General features: G+C 60.5%; 16 protein-coding genes. 14 read left to right on the top strand and 2 right to left on the bottom strand.

The genetic code is table 11. From position 1 onward, the window contains the following. Positions 1-4: 4 nt before the first annotated feature. The 9 genes from ACO59D_RS02125 (at position 5) to ACO59D_RS02085 (ending at position 8753) form a co-directional block, all read left to right on the top strand. Positions 5-499, top strand: coding sequence for a PTS sugar transporter subunit IIB (locus ACO59D_RS02125; RefSeq protein ID WP_130812543.1), 495 nt, complete (start codon positions 5-7; stop codon positions 497-499). A gap of 4 nt (positions 500-503) precedes the next feature. Further along, positions 504-1496, top strand: coding sequence for a D-isomer specific 2-hydroxyacid dehydrogenase family protein (locus ACO59D_RS02120; RefSeq protein ID WP_485125575.1), 993 nt, complete (start codon positions 504-506; stop codon positions 1494-1496). A 92-nt stretch (positions 1497-1588) separates the two neighbouring features. Next, the gene (locus ACO59D_RS02115) at positions 1589-2308 is read left to right on the top strand and encodes an HAD family hydrolase (RefSeq protein ID WP_485125574.1); all 720 of its coding nucleotides are present in this window, start codon (positions 1589-1591) and stop codon (positions 2306-2308) included. Between the two features lie 15 nt (positions 2309-2323). Next, positions 2324-2983: a hypothetical protein gene (locus tag ACO59D_RS02110; RefSeq protein ID WP_485125573.1), complete on the top strand. Its 660-nt coding sequence runs from the start codon at positions 2324-2326 to the stop codon at positions 2981-2983. Next, positions 2973-3302: a UxaA family hydrolase gene (locus ACO59D_RS02105; protein ID WP_485125572.1), complete on the top strand. Its 330-nt coding sequence runs from the start codon at positions 2973-2975 to the stop codon at positions 3300-3302. Before ACO59D_RS02110 ends, ACO59D_RS02105 begins: the two co-directional genes overlap by 11 nt. Continuing rightward, positions 3299-4471, top strand: a complete 1173-nt coding sequence (locus ACO59D_RS02100) for a UxaA family hydrolase (RefSeq protein ID WP_485125571.1) — start codon at positions 3299-3301, stop codon at positions 4469-4471. Before ACO59D_RS02105 ends, ACO59D_RS02100 begins: the two co-directional genes overlap by 4 nt. Before the next feature lie 113 nt (positions 4472-4584). Next, complete coding sequence (gene polA, locus ACO59D_RS02095; protein ID WP_485125570.1) at positions 4585-7332, top strand: DNA polymerase I; 2748 nt, start codon at positions 4585-4587, stop codon at positions 7330-7332. A gap of 7 nt (positions 7333-7339) precedes the next feature. Further along, entirely contained in the window at positions 7340-7840 is a 501-nt protein-coding gene (rnhA, locus tag ACO59D_RS02090) for a ribonuclease HI (protein ID WP_130812536.1), read from the top strand. A gap of 532 nt (positions 7841-8372) precedes the next feature. Next, complete coding sequence (locus tag ACO59D_RS02085) at positions 8373-8753, top strand: heavy-metal-associated domain-containing protein (protein ID WP_485125569.1); 381 nt, start codon at positions 8373-8375, stop codon at positions 8751-8753. Between the two features lie 40 nt (positions 8754-8793). Here the strand turns inward: ACO59D_RS02085 and ACO59D_RS02080 are convergent, their stop codons facing one another. Together ACO59D_RS02080 and ACO59D_RS02075 are read right to left on the bottom strand one after the other, a co-directional pair. Then, on the bottom strand, positions 8794-10101 hold the full coding sequence (locus ACO59D_RS02080; RefSeq protein WP_485125568.1) for an L-cysteine desulfidase family protein: 1308 nt from the start codon (positions 10099-10101) through the stop codon (positions 8794-8796). Between the two features lie 52 nt (positions 10102-10153). Continuing rightward, a complete protein-coding gene (locus tag ACO59D_RS02075) occupies positions 10154-10915 on the bottom strand; it encodes an HAD family hydrolase (RefSeq protein ID WP_485125567.1) in 762 nt (253 codons plus the stop codon). Between the two features lie 304 nt (positions 10916-11219). Here ACO59D_RS02075 and ACO59D_RS02070 point away from each other — a divergent pair, with 304 nt between their 5' ends. The 5 genes from ACO59D_RS02070 (at position 11220) to rpsA (ending at position 16003) form a co-directional block, all read left to right on the top strand. Further along, positions 11220-12170: a winged helix-turn-helix transcriptional regulator gene (locus ACO59D_RS02070; RefSeq protein ID WP_485125566.1), complete on the top strand. Its 951-nt coding sequence runs from the start codon at positions 11220-11222 to the stop codon at positions 12168-12170. Between the two features lie 82 nt (positions 12171-12252). Then, complete coding sequence (locus ACO59D_RS02065) at positions 12253-12735, top strand: PTS sugar transporter subunit IIB (protein WP_130812529.1); 483 nt, start codon at positions 12253-12255, stop codon at positions 12733-12735. Between the two features lie 85 nt (positions 12736-12820). Further along, a complete protein-coding gene (locus ACO59D_RS02060; RefSeq protein ID WP_130812528.1) occupies positions 12821-13591 on the top strand; it encodes a PTS mannose/fructose/sorbose/N-acetylgalactosamine transporter subunit IIC in 771 nt (256 codons plus the stop codon). Between the two features lie 2 nt (positions 13592-13593). Then, positions 13594-14454 (top strand): PTS system mannose/fructose/sorbose family transporter subunit IID, encoded by an 861-nt coding sequence (locus ACO59D_RS02055; RefSeq protein WP_485125565.1) that lies wholly within the window; start codon positions 13594-13596, stop codon positions 14452-14454. Between the two features lie 322 nt (positions 14455-14776). Continuing rightward, positions 14777-16003 (top strand): 30S ribosomal protein S1, encoded by a 1227-nt coding sequence (gene rpsA / locus ACO59D_RS02050; protein WP_485125564.1) that lies wholly within the window; start codon positions 14777-14779, stop codon positions 16001-16003. The last annotated feature ends 129 nt before the right edge of the window (positions 16004-16132 follow it).

Below are 16132 nucleotides of genomic sequence, written 5' to 3'. Positions count from 1 at the left end.
ACATATGGCAACCATCAATCTGGCAAGAATCGATGACCGTCTCATCCATGGACAAGTCATGCAGGTTTGGTCAAAGGGCAACGGCACCAACACGATCTATGTCGTTGACGATGCCACTGCAAAAGATCCGTTCATGAAAGAGATCTATGAGTCCACTCAGTCCACTGGAGGGCTCAAGATTAAAGTGTTCTCTGCAAAAGGGCTTGTGAGGCAATACGAGAAGAACCAGTTTGGCAATCGCAAGCTCATGCTGGTCTTCAAGAACGCTGACTACGTAAAGGCAGCGGTCGAAGGTGGTGTGCCAATTACCTCTGTCGATGTGGGCAACGTCTGCAACAAGCCCAATACCGTTCAGGTGATCAAGACCGTATACCTCTCGGATAAGGACTACGAAGACCTCAAGGAGATTTCCGATAAGGGCGTCGAAGTCTATTTCCAGAACATTCCATCAAGCGAGAGGCTCTCGATGGCTGATGCAGCCAAGAAGATGGGGAAGTAGGGATATGGAGTATCGGATCGCCATAGTCAATTCGTCTTCGTTCGGGCAGCATTTCCCTGAGCATATCAAGCGCCTGGAGAAGATTGGCACGGTGCAGAGGGTTATGGTTCCCGGTGACTGTCATGGCAAGGAGCTTGCCCAAGCACTTGGGGGTTTCAACATCGTCATTGCATCGGTGACCCCCTTCTTCGACAAGGAGTTCTTTGACTGCAAGCGCGACCTTCTCCTCCTGAGCAGGCATGGGATCGGCTACAACAATGTTGACGTCGATGCCGCCGCTGCCTGTGGTACTCTCGTAACCACGGTATCCCCCAGGGTCGAGAGAGACGCGGTCGCGGAGGGTGCCGTGGCAACCCTCATGGACTGCATGCGCCACGTGAGCGACTCCCACGTGGCTGCAAAGGAGGGACGTTGGTCGGAGCGCGCTAGTTTCCTGGGCAATGGCCTCTCCGGCAAGACGCTTGGCATCGTTGGCTGCGGCAATATTGGCAGTAGGATTGTTGAGATTCTCAGGCGAGGCTTCGATATGCGCGTCCTTGCCTGCGATCCCAAGCACTTCGATCGCTGGGCGGACGTTTTGGGCGTCGAGTACACCGACTTGGGCACTGTCGTGAGAAACTGCGATGTGCTCACCCTCAATGCCGACCTCAATCCCACCTCTTACCACATCCTTGGCAAGGAGCAGTTTGCCAAGATGAAGAAGGGCGTGTATGTAGTCGACAATGCACGTGCTGATCTCATTGACCAGGATGCCATGCTCAAGGCCCTTGAGGATGGAACTGTTGCCGGCCTGGCCATCGACGTTATGCATGACGAGCCGCCAAAACCTGACGACCCGTACTTCAATCATCCAAAGGTCCTTGTGACAACTCACATTTCTGCGTATACGCGTGAGTGTCTTGCCGAGATGGGCGAGAAGTGCGTCGGCGACGTTGAGCGCTACGTCAGGGGAAAGGAGCCTGTCAACGCGAAGAACGTTCCCGCCCCGAGGGGTTAACTGTCTGAGTGGGCTGGTGCCAGAATGTAGTAAGGATGCGGTGCTGTCTTGCGACATTGCGGGATGGCACCGCTTTGCAACCGGAGGTTTTCATGCCACGCGGACACGTGGGTGCCGTCCTGTTTGACATGGATGGGCTCACACTCGACACCGAGTCAATAGGATATGAAGCATACCTTCGTGCTGGGAAGAGGTATGGATTCCAGGTCAACGAGCGTCTTCACATGGATGTCGGGGGGCGTACCGAGCCTGAAATCATCGCTGAGCTTAGGCGCGTGTTTGGTGATGACAAGGACATAGTGGGATGGCGGGCTTATATCAACGAGCAAAAAGACGCCATCCTCCACGAGCGTGGTCGCGCCGGCAAGAAGCCAGGGCTGCTTGAGCTCATCTGTTTTCTCAACGAGATGAGGATTCCGTACGCTTTGGCAAGCTCTACCAAAAGGGAGAAGATCCATCAACTTCTTGCCACCGAGCATCTCATCCATGCCTTTCCCGTTATTGTGAGCGGAGATATGGTCACGCACGGGAAACCCGACCCAGAGATTTTCGAGGCTGCGGCCACTCGTCTTGGCGTTGCCCCACCGGAGACGCTTGTTCTAGAGGACTCGCGTGCGGGTATTGAAGCCGCCCGTGCGGGTGGGTTCCAGAGCGGGTTCATTTTTGACGATGTTTCGCGATTGGGCGTCCTTGAGGAGGGATACCCAATGCTGGTTGGCTTGCCAGACCCGCATGACGCAGGTAGATACGCAGATTACAAACCTCATGACCTCGAGGAAGTCATCGCGATCATCAAGCAATTAAACACGTAGTTCGGGAGGAAGAGCATGCAGGATGTTGTCGTTCGCACCGACGCGGGAAAGCTCGCGTCCATATCGGTTGCATATGGCGCCTTCGGCGTATTGTTCACATGGCTGGGAGCAACAGTTGCTGACGGTGTGGTGATTGCAGTCCTGTGTTATGCCGTCACAGTCGTTGCCCTACTTGGCATTATCCACAATATGCGGGAGCTCATGCACCCCAGGGTCCTGTTCAAGGCTGACTCAGAGGGGGTTATGGACTACTCGAAAGAGGACGATCTAGTCTTATTACCCTGGGCCAACATTGAGCGAATAGACCTGAAGGCCGCTAACAACGAAGCCCTCATGCTGGACGTGGTCGGTTTCAAGACGCTTGATGAGATAGACGGAATCTCAAAAGAGCAGAGGCAGATGCTTGAGCAAAACGACGGTAAGGGCTACTTCGCCCTCGAACTCTCGGGCATGTGGGTCTCTCGTAAGCGAATAGAGCAAGCATTCGATGACATCTCCGTGCTCGCCGCTCGCTATAACCCATCTATCGTCTGCACGGGCTTCCAAGATAGCTTGGCCACTCACTCGAAAAGGGGCCGAGAGCGTCTCGAGCGTCAGCAGAGGCGTCGTGAACGCGAGGTAAGAGAGCGGCTCGCAGAGGAGGGGGCGTCGATGGGTGGGGGCGATGGGGAGTGATGGGGAAATGAATGCTGCGCATGGCCACGGTGTCCGAGCCCTTTGCATGAGCGATAGAGACGATGTGGCCTGTGTCCTCATGCCTGCATGGGCCGGTGAGATGATTGACGTGTACGATACGAAGGGCATTGAAGTCGACCAAGTCAAGGCCCATGGGGATGTCCCCCGGTTTCACAAGGTGGCGCTTCGCAGCCTGTGCGTCGGTGAGCCTCTCCGCAAATACGGCGAGGTAATAGGCATTGTCAGTGCGCCAATCTCTCGCGGTGATTACGTACACACGCACAATATCGTGAGTGCGAAAGTTGGTGTTGGCAGGTGAAGGGCTACCTCAGGCCCGACGGCAGATACGGTGTCCGCAACTACGTTCTTGTGCTCTCGAGCGTTGGGTGTGCAAATCACGTTGCGGACCGTATCGCTAGGGGTTTCCCGGGCGTTGTATCGCTTCGCAATGCAAAGGGCTGCGGCCAGCTTGGGGCAAGCGCTCAGATGATGTCCCGTTGCCTCGTGAACCTCTCGCAGAACCCAAATGTCTTTGGCACTGTGGTTGTGGGCCTTGGATGCGAAACCACGAAGCCCCATGGGCTTGCAAAACGCATGCGAGACCTCTCTGAAAAGCCAGTCTATGACATCACAATCCAGGAGGAGGGCGGCTCCAGCGCAGCGATTGAGAGGGGACGCGCGCTTGTCAGAAAACTCGTCGCGCAGGCCGCAGACGCAGCTCAGACTCCTATGGGATTAGGGGACCTCGTTCTTGGTACGAACTGCGGTGGGTCTGATGCTACGAGTGGCATAGCGGCAAACCCAACGATTGGGGTCGTGAGTGATGCCGTTGTTCGGTCAGGGGGAACGGTCCTGCTGGGCGAGACGACCGAGCTCATCGGGACAGAGCACATTCTTGCCCGTCGCGCAGCAACGCCTCGCGTGCGCGACGACATCTTGCGACTGGTTGGAACGCTTGAGCACGATCTGGTTGCCTCGGGGGCTGATGTCCGTGGGGCGAATCCCTCTCCGGGAAATATGAGGGGTGGTCTTAGCACGCTAGAAGAGAAGGCACTTGGCGGCATAAGCAAGGGAGGCACCACCAATGTCCAGCAGGTCATTGAATATGGCGCTCGACCCACCCATCCGGGGCTCGTAATCATGGATACACCTGGGTATGACATCGAATCGGTATCGGGCATGGTTGCCGGTGGTGCCCAAGTCGTCGTATTCTCGTCAGGCAGGGGAACTCCCACGGGCTGTGCACTGGCACCGGTGATAAAAGTGACCGGCAATGACGAAACATACTCATCCATGAGAGAAAACATCGACTTTGATGCCTCTGGGGTCATAACTCAGGGGAGAAGCGTTCGCGAAGAGGGGAGACGCCTTCTCGAGCTGTTAGAGAGGGCCTGCTCAGGCGAACAAACGGCATCTGAGCGCCTCGGGTTCGATGACTTTTCCCTGTACCACAACATGGAGCTGTGGTGTACTTGCGCCTTTTCGTGAGATGGGCCAAGCCTGCCTTCCTCAGTGTATCTCTCCACCAGCTGCAACTGCCGTGCAATTTCCGTCCGGCTCCCCGGTAGAATGGATTGGTCAAACACGAGAGGGGATTACTCATGTCAGCATCCGAGGAGACCACCGCGACCGCTGTGGCCGAGCCGCATTGCCGCACCATCGCCGTCATCGACGGCAACTCGCTCATGCACCGTGCCTACCACGCCATCATGCAGCCCATGACCGCGCCGGACGGACGCTCCACAAACGCCCTGTTTGGGTTCTTCAACATGTTCGTCAAGATGGTGGAGTCCTTCCACCCGGATGGCGTCATCTGCGCCTTCGATAAGGGAAAGCCAAAGGTCCGTATGGAGAAGCTCCCCCAGTACAAGGCGCAGCGCCCTCCCATGGACCCCGCCCTTCACGAGCAGTTCCCCATGGTGAAGGACCTGCTCCATGTCCTTGACGTGCCCGTTTGCGAGCTCGAGGGCTGGGAGGGAGACGACATCCTGGGTACCCTCGCGCGGCGTGGCGAGGCAGCGGGCTACGACATGCTGCTCTTTACCGGCGACCGCGACATGTACCAGCTTGCCACCGACCATGTGAAAGTCGTCTCCACCAAGAAGGGTGTCTCGGAGGTCCAGGTCATGACCCCCGAGAGCGTCGATGACCTCTACCACGGCGTCACGCCCGACCTTGTGCCAGACTTCTACGGTCTCAAGGGAGATTCGTCGGACAACATCCCCGGCGTGCCGGGCATCGGCCCCAAGAAGGCCGCAGCCCTCATCGTGAAGTACGGCAAGCTCGACGAGGTCATTGCCCATGCAGACGAGGTCAAGGGCAAGATGGGCGAGAACCTCCGCGCGCACGTGGATGACGCGCTCCTGTCCCGCGAGATCGCGACTATCCGCACCGATGCCCCCATCGACATCGAGCTCTCCGACGCCAAGTTCCCGACCTTTGACCCTGCCGAGGTCACGAAGGCCTTCTCGGCGCTTGGGTTCACGGGGCTCACGGGCAGATTGGCACGCCTGGGCGGCGCTGCCGGTAGCGTTGCGGCTGCTGGCGCGAAGAGCGGTACCGTTGCCAGCGTGGGCGAGAACGACGCGACACCCTCGGTCCCAGCGACCGTCTCGATTCCGGAGCCTCTCGAGGACGACGCCGCCCTCTCGGCACTCAAGGATGCGGTCAAGGGCGAGGAGTGGCTCGGCTGCGCCGTCGAGGAGGACCCGTCTGCGGGCACGCTCTTCTCGCAAGGCTATACGCTGTGGGTCTCCGCTTCCGGCGATACGCTGCTACGCTTTTCCGGAGACATGGCGGATGCCGCGCTCAAGCTCGCCTTTGCGGAGGGTCACGTGGCCTCGGGTGACGTCAAGGCGCTCTTCCACCATCTCTCGCCGGTTGACTCGTCGCTGCCTGAGTCCATGGCGGCGAAAGAAGTGTCTTCTGAGCGCATCTTCGACGTAGGTGTGGCAGCCTACCTGCTGGAATCCGACCGTCCGTCCTTTGAGGTGCGTAGGCTTGCCGAACAGTTCCTCTCGCCTGCGCTTCCGGAGGAGGGCACGGCGCCCCTCGCAGCAATCGAGGCCGTTGCCGTAAGGCTCCTTGTGCCCGTGCTTGCGCAGCGCCTTGCCGACGACGGCTCCGCGGACGTCATGAACAAGATGGAGATGCCGCTTCTGCCGGTGCTTGCGCAGATGGAACGCATCGGCCTCTCGGTGGACCCCGGCATTCTTGCTCGCCAGTCTGCCGAACTTGGCGCCGAGATTGACCAGATGGTTGCCGACATATACGCCATGGCAGGGGAGGAGTTCAACATCGACTCTCCGCAGCAGCTCTCGAACATCCTCTTTGATGTGCGGAAGCTTCCCACCTTTGGGATGAAGCGCACGAAGCGTGGGTTCTACTCCACGAACGCCAAGGTCCTGGCCGACCTTGCCCAGACAGACGAGCTGGTAGCCAAGGTGCTGGAGTACCGTGAGCGTGCCAAGATCAAGTCCACGTACTTGGATGCGCTGCCGGCGCTCGTCAAGGGAGACGGGCGTATCCACACCACGTTCAACCAGACCGTGGCTGCCACGGGGCGTCTCTCGAGTTCTGATCCCAACCTGCAGAACATCCCCACCCGCTCCGAGCTGGGGCATCGCGTGCGCACCGCTTTTACGGTGCCGGAGGGTTCGGTCTTTCTCGCCTGCGACTACTCACAGATCGAGTTGAGGCTGCTTGCCCACCTCTCCGGAGACGAGCACCTCATTGCGGCCTTCAACGAGGGCGCGGACTTCCATGCAACAACTGCTGCACGCGTCTTTGGGATTCCCGTAGAGGAGGTCACCCCTCAGCTGCGCAGTCGTGCGAAGGCCGTGAACTTTGGCATTGTCTACGGTCAGCAGGCCTATGGACTTGCCACCTCGCTCAAGATCCCGCGCGCCGAGGCGCAGGAGATGATCGACCGCTACTTTGAGGCGTATCCAGGCGTTCGCGCTTACCTCGACCAGTCCGTCTCATTTGCACACGAGCACGGCTATGCCATCACCATGTACGGCCGCAAGCGCCACATCAGGGAGTTCTCGCAGAGAAATAAGCAGCTTGTGGCCTTTGGCGAGCGCACGGCCATGAACCACCCCATGCAGGGGACGGCAGCGGACATCATAAAGATCGCAATGGTCTGCGTGGAGAGGCGCCTGGCCGAGGAGGGGCTGCGCTCCAAGCTTGCGCTGCAGATTCACGACGAGTTGGACCTTGAGGTGCCTAAGGACGAGATAGGCACGACATCCGTGCTGGTAAAGGAGACCATGGAGGGCGTGGCCCAGCTCAAGGTGCCGCTCATCGCCGAGGTCTCGTATGGTCCCACATGGGCTGACGCGAAGTAGGGGACGTATGGCAGGGAAGCGCATGAGCGTGGTGGTGTACACTGACGGATCCTCTCGGCACAATCCCGGTAACGGAGGCTATGGGGCGGTGCTGCTCTACACCGACCCCGCTGGCAAGACCCACACCCGCGAGCTCTCGCAGGGGTATCGCCACACCACCAACAATCGCATGGAACTCATGGGGGTCATCGCCGCCCTGGAGGCGCTCGCGAGGCCGTGCAGCGTGGAGGTCCACTCCGACTCCAAGTACGTGGTGGACGCCTTCAACCAGCATTGGATCGACGGCTGGTTGCGTCGCGGCTGGAAGACGGCGGAGAAGAAGCCGGTCATGAATATGGACCTGTGGAACCGCCTGCTGGCCGCCATGGCGCCGCACGACGTGAGTTTTATTTGGGTGAAGGGCCACGCCGGGCACGACCTCAACGAGCGCTGCGACGAGCTTGCCACGTTGGCGGCGGATGGCGATGCGCTGGTGGAGGACGAGGGCTTTACGGACGCGGACGCGTGAGTGGCGCAGGTGAGCGGGTCCACAGCGGGTCCACGGGCCTCGACCTGAGGGAAATCTGCGGTTTAATGGCGGAGCGGTAGGGGGTGGTGGCCTCCGATGTCAAAAACTCGACATCGTGCGTACACACGACTGCGACTCTCCGCCAATTCAGCCCTCTAGGAGCTTCCTGCTGGCAGGAAACCACCATCCTGCGTACGCACGATTCTCGTCTGTTGCCATGTCCCTCTCGCCCAACTGGGGAGAACGACAGGGGCTTGGTGGATTTCCTGGGTCGTGCGTACGCACGACCCAACTTACGCGCCAGCGGAGCAAGCCCGTGACGTAATTGCGTGTGCCGGGAAGGTTGCAAGCTCGCTGCCTGTTTCTCTCAGCAGCATGGGCCTCGACTCGTAGCTAAGTCACATATTCGCTGCGGCACCTGCCGCGCCCTCGTACGTCTCGGCGATGTTATAGTTATCCATCGTTAACAAATTGTCGCTACGGCTTTGTCGTTTCATCGTGGTGACTTGCTGGGCGGAGATAGGAGTAAGCCATGAAACCAGTCGACGTCATTCTCATCGCTGCCGTCATCGCCATCCTTGCCGTTGCCATCCGTCGCTTCATTGGCACGGCAACGGGCACGCGCGACTGCTGCAGCGGGGCGAAGAAGAAGTCCAACGTCAAGCGGTTCAAGGCCACCAAGATCGAGGACACCAACGAGAGCCACTATCCCTACCAGGCTGACTTTGAGATTGGCGGCATGAGCTGCGAGCACTGCGCGGAGAGTGTCACCCGGGCACTCGACTCGATCGATGGTACCTGGGCCACGGTCTCTCTTGTGGGCGGCCGCGCCCATGTGCGCTCGAAGTCACCCATCAACGAGGACGTCTACCGCAAGGTCGTCGAGGAGGCCGGCTACCGCTTGGTGGGGTAGCGAATGAGACAAGTGAGACAAGGGGGCTGTCCCCCCTGTCTCACGAGCAGACCGTCTTGCCAATCATGATGTTCAAGATCTCGACATCGGTGGGGTGCATGCCAACGCGACCCACGTAGCCCATCGAGCGTATGGTCTCCTCGGTCGTCTCGCCGATAAGCCCCTCGCCTGGCCTAAAGTCCACGTTGGCCAGTGCCATATCGCATCCGAGAATCGCTGCGTCGACTGCCGCGGCGATTTTTGCCGCGCAGCTGGGCTTGGCCCCGTCGCAGACGATGCCTCCCACGTTGGCAAGCGTGTTGGCGATGGTTGCCTGGTACTGTCCGAAGGAGCCTCCGCGCAGGTAGCAGACGGCTGCTCCCGCGCCCGTGGCTGCCGTCACGGCACCGCAGAACGCCGAGAGCTCGCCGATGAAGCGCTTGGCGTGTATCGCCGTGAGGTCGGAGAGCGTGACGGCCCGCAGCATCTCGTCGTGAGGGACCCTCAGGTACTCGGCATACTCTGCGACCGGAAGCGAGCATGTGATGCCCTGGTTGCCGCTCCCGCAGTTAATCACTACCGGCATGGCGCATCCGCTCATGCGCGCATCGGATCCAGCGGCGGCGGCAGCCCGCGCACGGCACGAGATGTCGTCTGGCCTTGTGAGAAGGAGTGTCTTGCCAATGCGAGCGCCCCAGTCGCCCGAGAGGCCCTCGCTGGAGATGGCGCGGTTAAGCCCTACCTGGCGCTCGACCATCTCGCATATGTCCTCGACATCCACCTCGCGCACAAACTCCCAAATGCCCTCAAGCGAGAGGGACGAGAGGCCCGGCTCCTCGGGTTCACCGTCGATTGCGCAGGTGTCCTGCTCGTTTGCGATGACTCCATCAACGCTGACGGGGTTTCCGTCGCGTGTGAGCTCGACCACGTTGGTGTGCCTGCCGGCAACGCACGCTACGCCGCTGTGCCCCCGTGCCGTGGCAACTGCGCGCACGTAGAGGTTGGGCACGCCCTCGGCGAGAGAGACCGAGCAAAACCCTGCCGAGACAAGCTTGCGTGTGTGCTGGCGGTCCTTCTCGTCTACGCCCTCAAGCACCTCGAGTGCGCGCGTGGCATCTCCGCCCACGGCACCAAGCGTTGCTGCGGCCTCAATGCCGCGCTGGTCGCCGGAGCTTGGCACCGTCACGCTCTTTACGTTCTTGATGATGTTGCCGCTGCAGGACATCTCGAGGTGCTCGGGCTTTTGGCCCAGGGCGTCACGGGCAAGCGCAGCCACGTACGCCACGGCGATGGGCTCGGTACAGCCGAGGGCGCAGACAAGCTCGCGCCTCAGGATGTCCAGATAGGTGTCATAGGTGCTGCGGTCCATGGGCCCTCCAGCCGTCTCCCGACTTCAAACAATGAATGGGGAAACGGTAGCGCTAGAGGGATGCCATGTCACGCCTGTTGGCCTCCTCGCCGTCAAACCTCCGGATGATGTTGGGAAGCTCTCGAGCGAGGCGAGACATGGGGCCGTGCCACACTGCGCGGCGCGGCCAAGCGTGGCCAACGTAGATGGTGCGCAGACCGCAGTCGGGACGGGGGAAATCACGGCGCGAGTCGTTGCCCACCATGAGGCACTCGTCGCAGGTAAGCCCCAGCGTGTTCACAAACTCCTGGTAGAAGCGGGCATTGGGCTTGAGCCGATGTGTGTTGTCCCAGTTAGAGGCCAGCGAGAAGTCTTCGGGTGAGACGTCTGCCCAACCCATGCGCGCCTCGACGCACGCCTCCGAGAAGGCTGGGTTTGTGGCAAGCGCACAGGTGAGGCCAAGCTCGTGTACCACGTCTACGGCTCTGCGCCCTCCACGCTGTGGGCGTGCGGCAACAATGCCGCCATGCATGGTGGGCACGACTTCACGCTCGTAGAAGTCAACTGCGTCTGCGATTGCGGGGTCGTCGAGCGGTATGCCCGCGAGCGCGTTGACCTCCTGATTGAAGAGCTGATGGTTGGTGAGGTCATCGGAGCGGTTCGAGTTCTCCAGTGCCAGGTATGCCTTGGTGAAGGGGATGCCCATGACCGGCGCGGGCGTGCGGGCGATTCTGCCGAGAAGGCCAGAAAGTCCCGCAACGTAGCGTGTCATGAATGCGGTGAAGTTGATGTCGAGCAAGGTGTCATCGAGGTCGAAGAGGACCGCCTTGATCATGCTGCTTGAACCTCCCCCCCCGCCTAACTACGCCTTCGGCTCTGATACCCTTTGTGACCCCATGACCCTACAGAACCGCGTGCCCCGATGCAAGTTACATGCGATTGCCGCACTACCCTAAGCGTTGTGGCATTCTGACCGCCTGCGTTTCTATTTGACCGCTGGCAGTTTCGCCGTTCGCTCGTCTTCCGGAAACCTATATATTTTCACGCAGAAAATAAGTATGGCCCTGACAGAGGCATGGCAGTGCGATGGGGCGCTGGATCCATTGCCACTAGGCTGGTACGGCTTTGGAGGTGAAGGCATGTCGGGTGGCGTTGAGCACATCGCAGATGCCAACCGAGCCCGCATCATGCGAGCCCTCGTCGACCACGGACCCCTCTCCCGCGTGGAGATCGCACAGGTGAGCGGCCTGTCCCCGGCTACTGTGACACGCAACATCGCCTATCTCATGACGGTGGGCGTGCTTGCGGAGGACACCACCCGCGTGCGCACCGGCGGCAGGAGCCGCATCCCCGTCACCGTAAACGCCGCCTACGGTCGCATTGCCATCGTGGGCCTCACACACCGCGGTGCCACGCTCTACCAGTACGACATGGCGCTCGAGCCCTGTGCCGAGCCCATCTCGCTTGGCGAAGGCTTTGCCTCGGCAGACCTTCCACGTACGGTCGAGGCGCACCTCTCGCGCGCAGACGGCGAGTTCGAGAAGACGCTGCGTGCGGTGGGGGTCCTTCGCTGTGACAACTCCTGGGACGCCGCCTGCGGCCTCTCGGACGCGCTCTCCCGTCGCCTCGGCGTCCCTGCCTTCGAGCAGCGCGCCGAGGACTGCGCCGAGTACAAGATACTCCACGACGAATCGGAGGAGGCGAGCTCCAACCACCTGCTGGTGAGTCTGGGCTCCGAGGTCCTCGTGGGCATCGCCCAAGGCGGCAAGCGCCTTCCCCTTCGTAGCGGCTCGTACGCCGAGATTAGCCGTCCGCTCGCCAACAGCGGCGAACCCGAGGGCGCTATCGTTGACCGCCTGGTCGATATCCTCTCTATTCTCACCTCCCTCTTCACTGTCGATGCCATCTTCATGATGGGTTCCGGAGAGGAGACACTCATTGCCGGAGTGCCCGTCGACCTGGGCAATGTTGCCAAGGCGGGAGGCGTCTCCGGAGAGCTCCCTAGGGTTGTGATTGTGAGCCAGACCTTGCGGGAGATGGCACGCATCATGACCGCGCAGGTGAGAGGCATGCTCCTGCACGCTGGGTGATCCGGCTCGCGTCGGTTATGGGGCCGTGGCCAACCCACGGCAATGCGCGCGTCCCCAAGGCGCGCGGAGGGAAGGGAGACGTATGGTAGTTCTCGTAAGGTGTGATGACCGCCTTATTCACGGCCAGTGCATGACCGTCGTGGTGAAGGGCAACCACATCGAGCGCATCATCGTCGTTGATGACCTTACGGCAAGCAACTCGATTCTGCGCTCGGTCTTCAAGGCTGCCGTTCCCGCTGACATGAAGGCTGGAGTCTACACGGTTGATGAGGCCGTTCCGCTCATCGAGAAGGCCATGGGCGACAACATCCGCACGCTCGTGCTCATGAAGTCCCCCATCACATACAAGCGTCTGCTGGAGAAGGTGCCCGGACTTCCCAGGGAGCTCAACGTTGGGCCCATGTCCAAGCGCAAAGGCACCACTGAGGTGACCCCTACCTCGCACCTCATGCCTGACGAGGCAGAGGCTGTGAAGGATGTCGTGGGCCAGGGCGCTCGCGTCTTCTTCCAGCAGGTTCCCAGCCAGCCCGTTGTCGAGTGGGATGACGTGAAGGGCAGGTTCTAGGGTCCGTGCACGGACTTCGGACCCGAGCAAGATTCCGTCGGTAGCAGGATAAGGTCCTGGTGTCAGAGGAAAGGAAGGTACTGCCATGAGTTTTCTACAGGCACTGCTCCTGGCACTGTGCGGGTGGATGGGCTCCATCTACTCTCCGGTGCTCATAGGAGGCCTCGCGGGCTGGTACACAATCGGCCGGCCGCTGGTCTCAGGCATGATCATTGGCATCATCCTTGGTGACGTCCAGACCGGCATCATCATGGGCGCCGCCATCCAGATGCTCTACATCGGCCTCGTAACCCCTGGCGGCACAATGCCTGCGGACGTCAACTTTGCTGCGTGGATTGGCATCCCGCTGGCCATGGTCGCCGGCGCCGGCAAGGAGTATGCGCTTGCGCTTGCCGTGCCGCTGTCGTCTCTGGGTGTCCTCGCCGTCTATGGACTGTGCGCCATCAACCTGTACTTCGTGCACAAGCAGGACGCCGATGTCGAGGCCGGTAGGCTTGACGCTGCCGCGCGCATCCCCATCGTTGGCCAGATTACCAACTTCGTGCTGCGCTTCTTCCCGATCCTCCTCATCAACTTCTTTGGTCAGGATCTCATCACCGCGCTTGTCAACGCACTGCCCGTCCAGGTGACCGACATCCTCCAGATCTTCGCCAACATGCTGCCGCTCGTGGGCTTCATGCTCCTCATGCGCATGATCTGCAAGCGTGACGTCGACCTCATCCTCTTCTGCGTTGGCTTCGCGCTCATGTCCGTGCTCCAGCTCGGCATGGTCACCATTGTGATCTTCGCGCTGGGCATTGCCTATCTCGACTACCGCGGCACCAACGCTGCTGCTGCTCCCGAGAGGAGTGAGTAGACATGACAAATGACATCACCACCGAGTACCAGGAGATGGGCGGTGCCAGGAAGCTTGGCAAGAGTGCCATTCGCCGCGCGTACTGGGATTGGATGTTCTACAACCTGTCTGTGCAGAACTTCGAGAGGATGCAGGGCCCAGCCATCATCAGGATGCTGGCCGACGTCCGCGAGGACCTCTATCCTGGTGACCACCAGGCCCAGCAGGAGATGCTCGAACGCCACGAGGTCTTCTTCAACACCGAGCCGTACCTGGGCAGCATCGTTCCCGGCATCGTCCTCGGCATGGAGGCGAGCAAGGCAGAGGGCAACGACGAGGTCTCCTCTGAGTTCATCAACTCCATTAAGACCGCGCTCATGGGCCCCTTCGCCGGCATTGGCGATTCGCTGCTTCCCGGTACGCTGATTCCGATCCTGCTCTCCATTGCCCTGGGCATGTCACCCAACGGCGAGGTCACCGGTCCAATCTTCTATATCGTGGTCTTCCTGGCAATCATGCTGCCGCTCACCTGGTTCCTCTTCTCCTACGGCGTGAAGGCCGGCGCCAACGCGGCGGAGCTGGTCCTCTCGGGTGGCATCAAGGACAAGGTCACCCGTGCCGCCGAGGTCGTTGGCCTTATCGTCGTGGGTGCCATCTGCGCGCAGTACGCCAAGTTCAACATTGGCCTTGTCTACACCAGCGGTGACCTTACGATCAACATTGCCGACGTCCTCGACTCGATCTTCCCCGAGCTACCAGTGCTGGTCATCTCCTTTGTGACCTACTGGCTCATGGTCAAGAAGAACTGGTCTGCGGGCAAGGCCATGCTGCTCATGCTCGCAATCTCCGTCGTGGGCTACTTCACCACGATTCTCACGGTCTAGTTGCGGGGGCCTTCCTAGTCATTGGGCTTGCGTGGGGCGCACCTGCCATCCGGCATGGTGCGCCCCATGCAGACGCAGGGGAGGACCCCGCCCGCCGCCTTCCTTGCCACGCAGGCCGAACGTCTTGCCCACATTTAGAAAAAATGGCACCTGATGCTTGAAATTGCGCCTGCGAACAGGCTAATCTATCCAATGCATGCGCATCCGCCATGCAGCGTATCTGTCGGCCCCCGAGAGCATGCAAGTTCGCCCAAGCGTTCGTGCGCGAGCGCAGAAGCGCAGACCATGACGACCGGGGCCCCGTTTCGAGAGGGGTCCACCTTTGAGTGAGATTCAGAACTCATCCGTCTTCGCGCTGGATGATATTTCCGACGAGGAGATGAACAACCTCATCGACGGTACCGTCACCGATTTCGACGAGGGCGATCTTGTTACCGGCACCGTCGTCAAGATCGAGCGCGACGAGGTTCTGCTTGACATCGGCTACAAGTCCGAGGGCGTCATCCCTGCGCGCGAGCTTTCCATCCGTAAGGATGTCAATCCTGCCGAGGTCGTCTCTCTGGGCGACCAGATTGAGGCCCTCGTCCTTCAGAAGGAGGACAAGGAGGGCCGTCTCGTCCTCTCCAAGAAGCGTGCCGAGTACGAGCGCGCCTGGAACCGCGTGGAGGAGAAGTTCAACTCCGGCGAGACCGTGGAGGGCGAGGTCATCGAGGTCGTCAAGGGTGGTCTCATCCTCGACATTGGCCTTCGTGGCTTCCTCCCTGCCTCCCTCGTCGACCTTCGTCGCGTGAAGGACCTCAATGCCTACCTTGGCACCCGCATCGAGGCCCGCGTCATCGAGATGGATCGCAACCGCAATAACGTCGTCCTCTCTCGTCGCATTGTTCTCGAGGAGGCCCGCAAGGCCGAGCGCCAGGAGATCCTCTCCAAGCTCAAGCCCGGCATGCGCCTCAAGGGCACCGTGTCCTCGATCGTGGACTTCGGCGCCTTCGTAGACCTCGGCGGCATCGACGGCCTGGTTCACATCTCCGAACTTTCCTGGAACCACGTCAACCACCCCTCCGAGGTCGTCAAGGTTGGCCAGGAGGTCGAGGTCCAGGTGCTCGACGTCGATCTTAATCGCGAGCGCATCTCCCTCGGTCTCAAGCAGACCACTGAGGATCCTTGGCGTACGCTCGTCAAGAAGTATCCCGTGGGTGCTATCGTCGAGGGCAAGGTCACGAAGCTCGTCACCTTTGGTGCCTTCGTCGACCTTGGCGAGGGTGTCGAAGGTCTCGTCCACATCTCCGAGATGGCCAAGAGCCACGTGGACGCTCCCTCGCAGGTCTGCCAGGTTGGCGACACCGTCCAGGTGAAGGTCATGGAGATCGACCTCGACCGTCGTCGCATCTCCCTGTCAATGAAGGCTGCCGCCGAGACCCTTGGTACCGAGGTCGAGGTCAAGCCTCTGCCCGAGAGCGACAAGCCTGCCGAGAAGGCCGAGGTTGCCGAGGCTGAGACTGAGCCTAAGCCAGAGCCTGAGCCCGAGTCCGAACCTGCGGCAGAGTAGCGCTAGGGTTTACCGGCTGCACATCGAGCTAGCTGCATGGGAGGGAAGCCGCCTTCGGGCGGCTCCCTTTTTTTGGCCCTTCGAAACTTCTGGTGGGTAGCATTCCCTCCCCGCATTGAGCGCGTCGCG

The organism is Tractidigestivibacter sp., from assembly GCF_057241865.1.
Note: the sequence above shows the minus strand (reverse complement) of the source record. Positions and strands in the feature narration are given on the sequence as shown.

Excerpts from the sequence above, each read along its gene's own strand:
- ACO59D_RS02125 (WP_130812543.1), top strand. The coding sequence starts at position 5 with ATGGCAACCATCAATCTGGCAAGAATCGATGACCGTCTCATCCATGGA.
- ACO59D_RS02120 (WP_485125575.1), top strand. The coding sequence starts at position 504 with ATGGAGTATCGGATCGCCATAGTCAATTCGTCTTCGTTCGGGCAGCAT.
- ACO59D_RS02115 (WP_485125574.1), top strand. The coding sequence starts at position 1,589 with ATGCCACGCGGACACGTGGGTGCCGTCCTGTTTGACATGGATGGGCTC.
- ACO59D_RS02110 (WP_485125573.1), top strand. The coding sequence starts at position 2,324 with ATGCAGGATGTTGTCGTTCGCACCGACGCGGGAAAGCTCGCGTCCATA.
- ACO59D_RS02105 (WP_485125572.1), top strand. The coding sequence starts at position 2,973 with ATGGGGAGTGATGGGGAAATGAATGCTGCGCATGGCCACGGTGTCCGA.
- polA (WP_485125570.1), top strand. The coding sequence starts at position 4,585 with ATGTCAGCATCCGAGGAGACCACCGCGACCGCTGTGGCCGAGCCGCAT.
- rnhA (WP_130812536.1), top strand. The coding sequence starts at position 7,340 with ATGGCAGGGAAGCGCATGAGCGTGGTGGTGTACACTGACGGATCCTCT.
- ACO59D_RS02085 (WP_485125569.1), top strand. The coding sequence starts at position 8,373 with ATGAAACCAGTCGACGTCATTCTCATCGCTGCCGTCATCGCCATCCTT.
- ACO59D_RS02080 (WP_485125568.1), bottom strand. The coding sequence starts at position 10,101 with ATGGACCGCAGCACCTATGACACCTATCTGGACATCCTGAGGCGCGAG.
- ACO59D_RS02075 (WP_485125567.1), bottom strand. The coding sequence starts at position 10,915 with ATGATCAAGGCGGTCCTCTTCGACCTCGATGACACCTTGCTCGACATC.
- ACO59D_RS02070 (WP_485125566.1), top strand. The coding sequence starts at position 11,220 with ATGTCGGGTGGCGTTGAGCACATCGCAGATGCCAACCGAGCCCGCATC.
- ACO59D_RS02065 (WP_130812529.1), top strand. The coding sequence starts at position 12,253 with ATGGTAGTTCTCGTAAGGTGTGATGACCGCCTTATTCACGGCCAGTGC.
- ACO59D_RS02060 (WP_130812528.1), top strand. The coding sequence starts at position 12,821 with ATGAGTTTTCTACAGGCACTGCTCCTGGCACTGTGCGGGTGGATGGGC.
- ACO59D_RS02055 (WP_485125565.1), top strand. The coding sequence starts at position 13,594 with ATGACAAATGACATCACCACCGAGTACCAGGAGATGGGCGGTGCCAGG.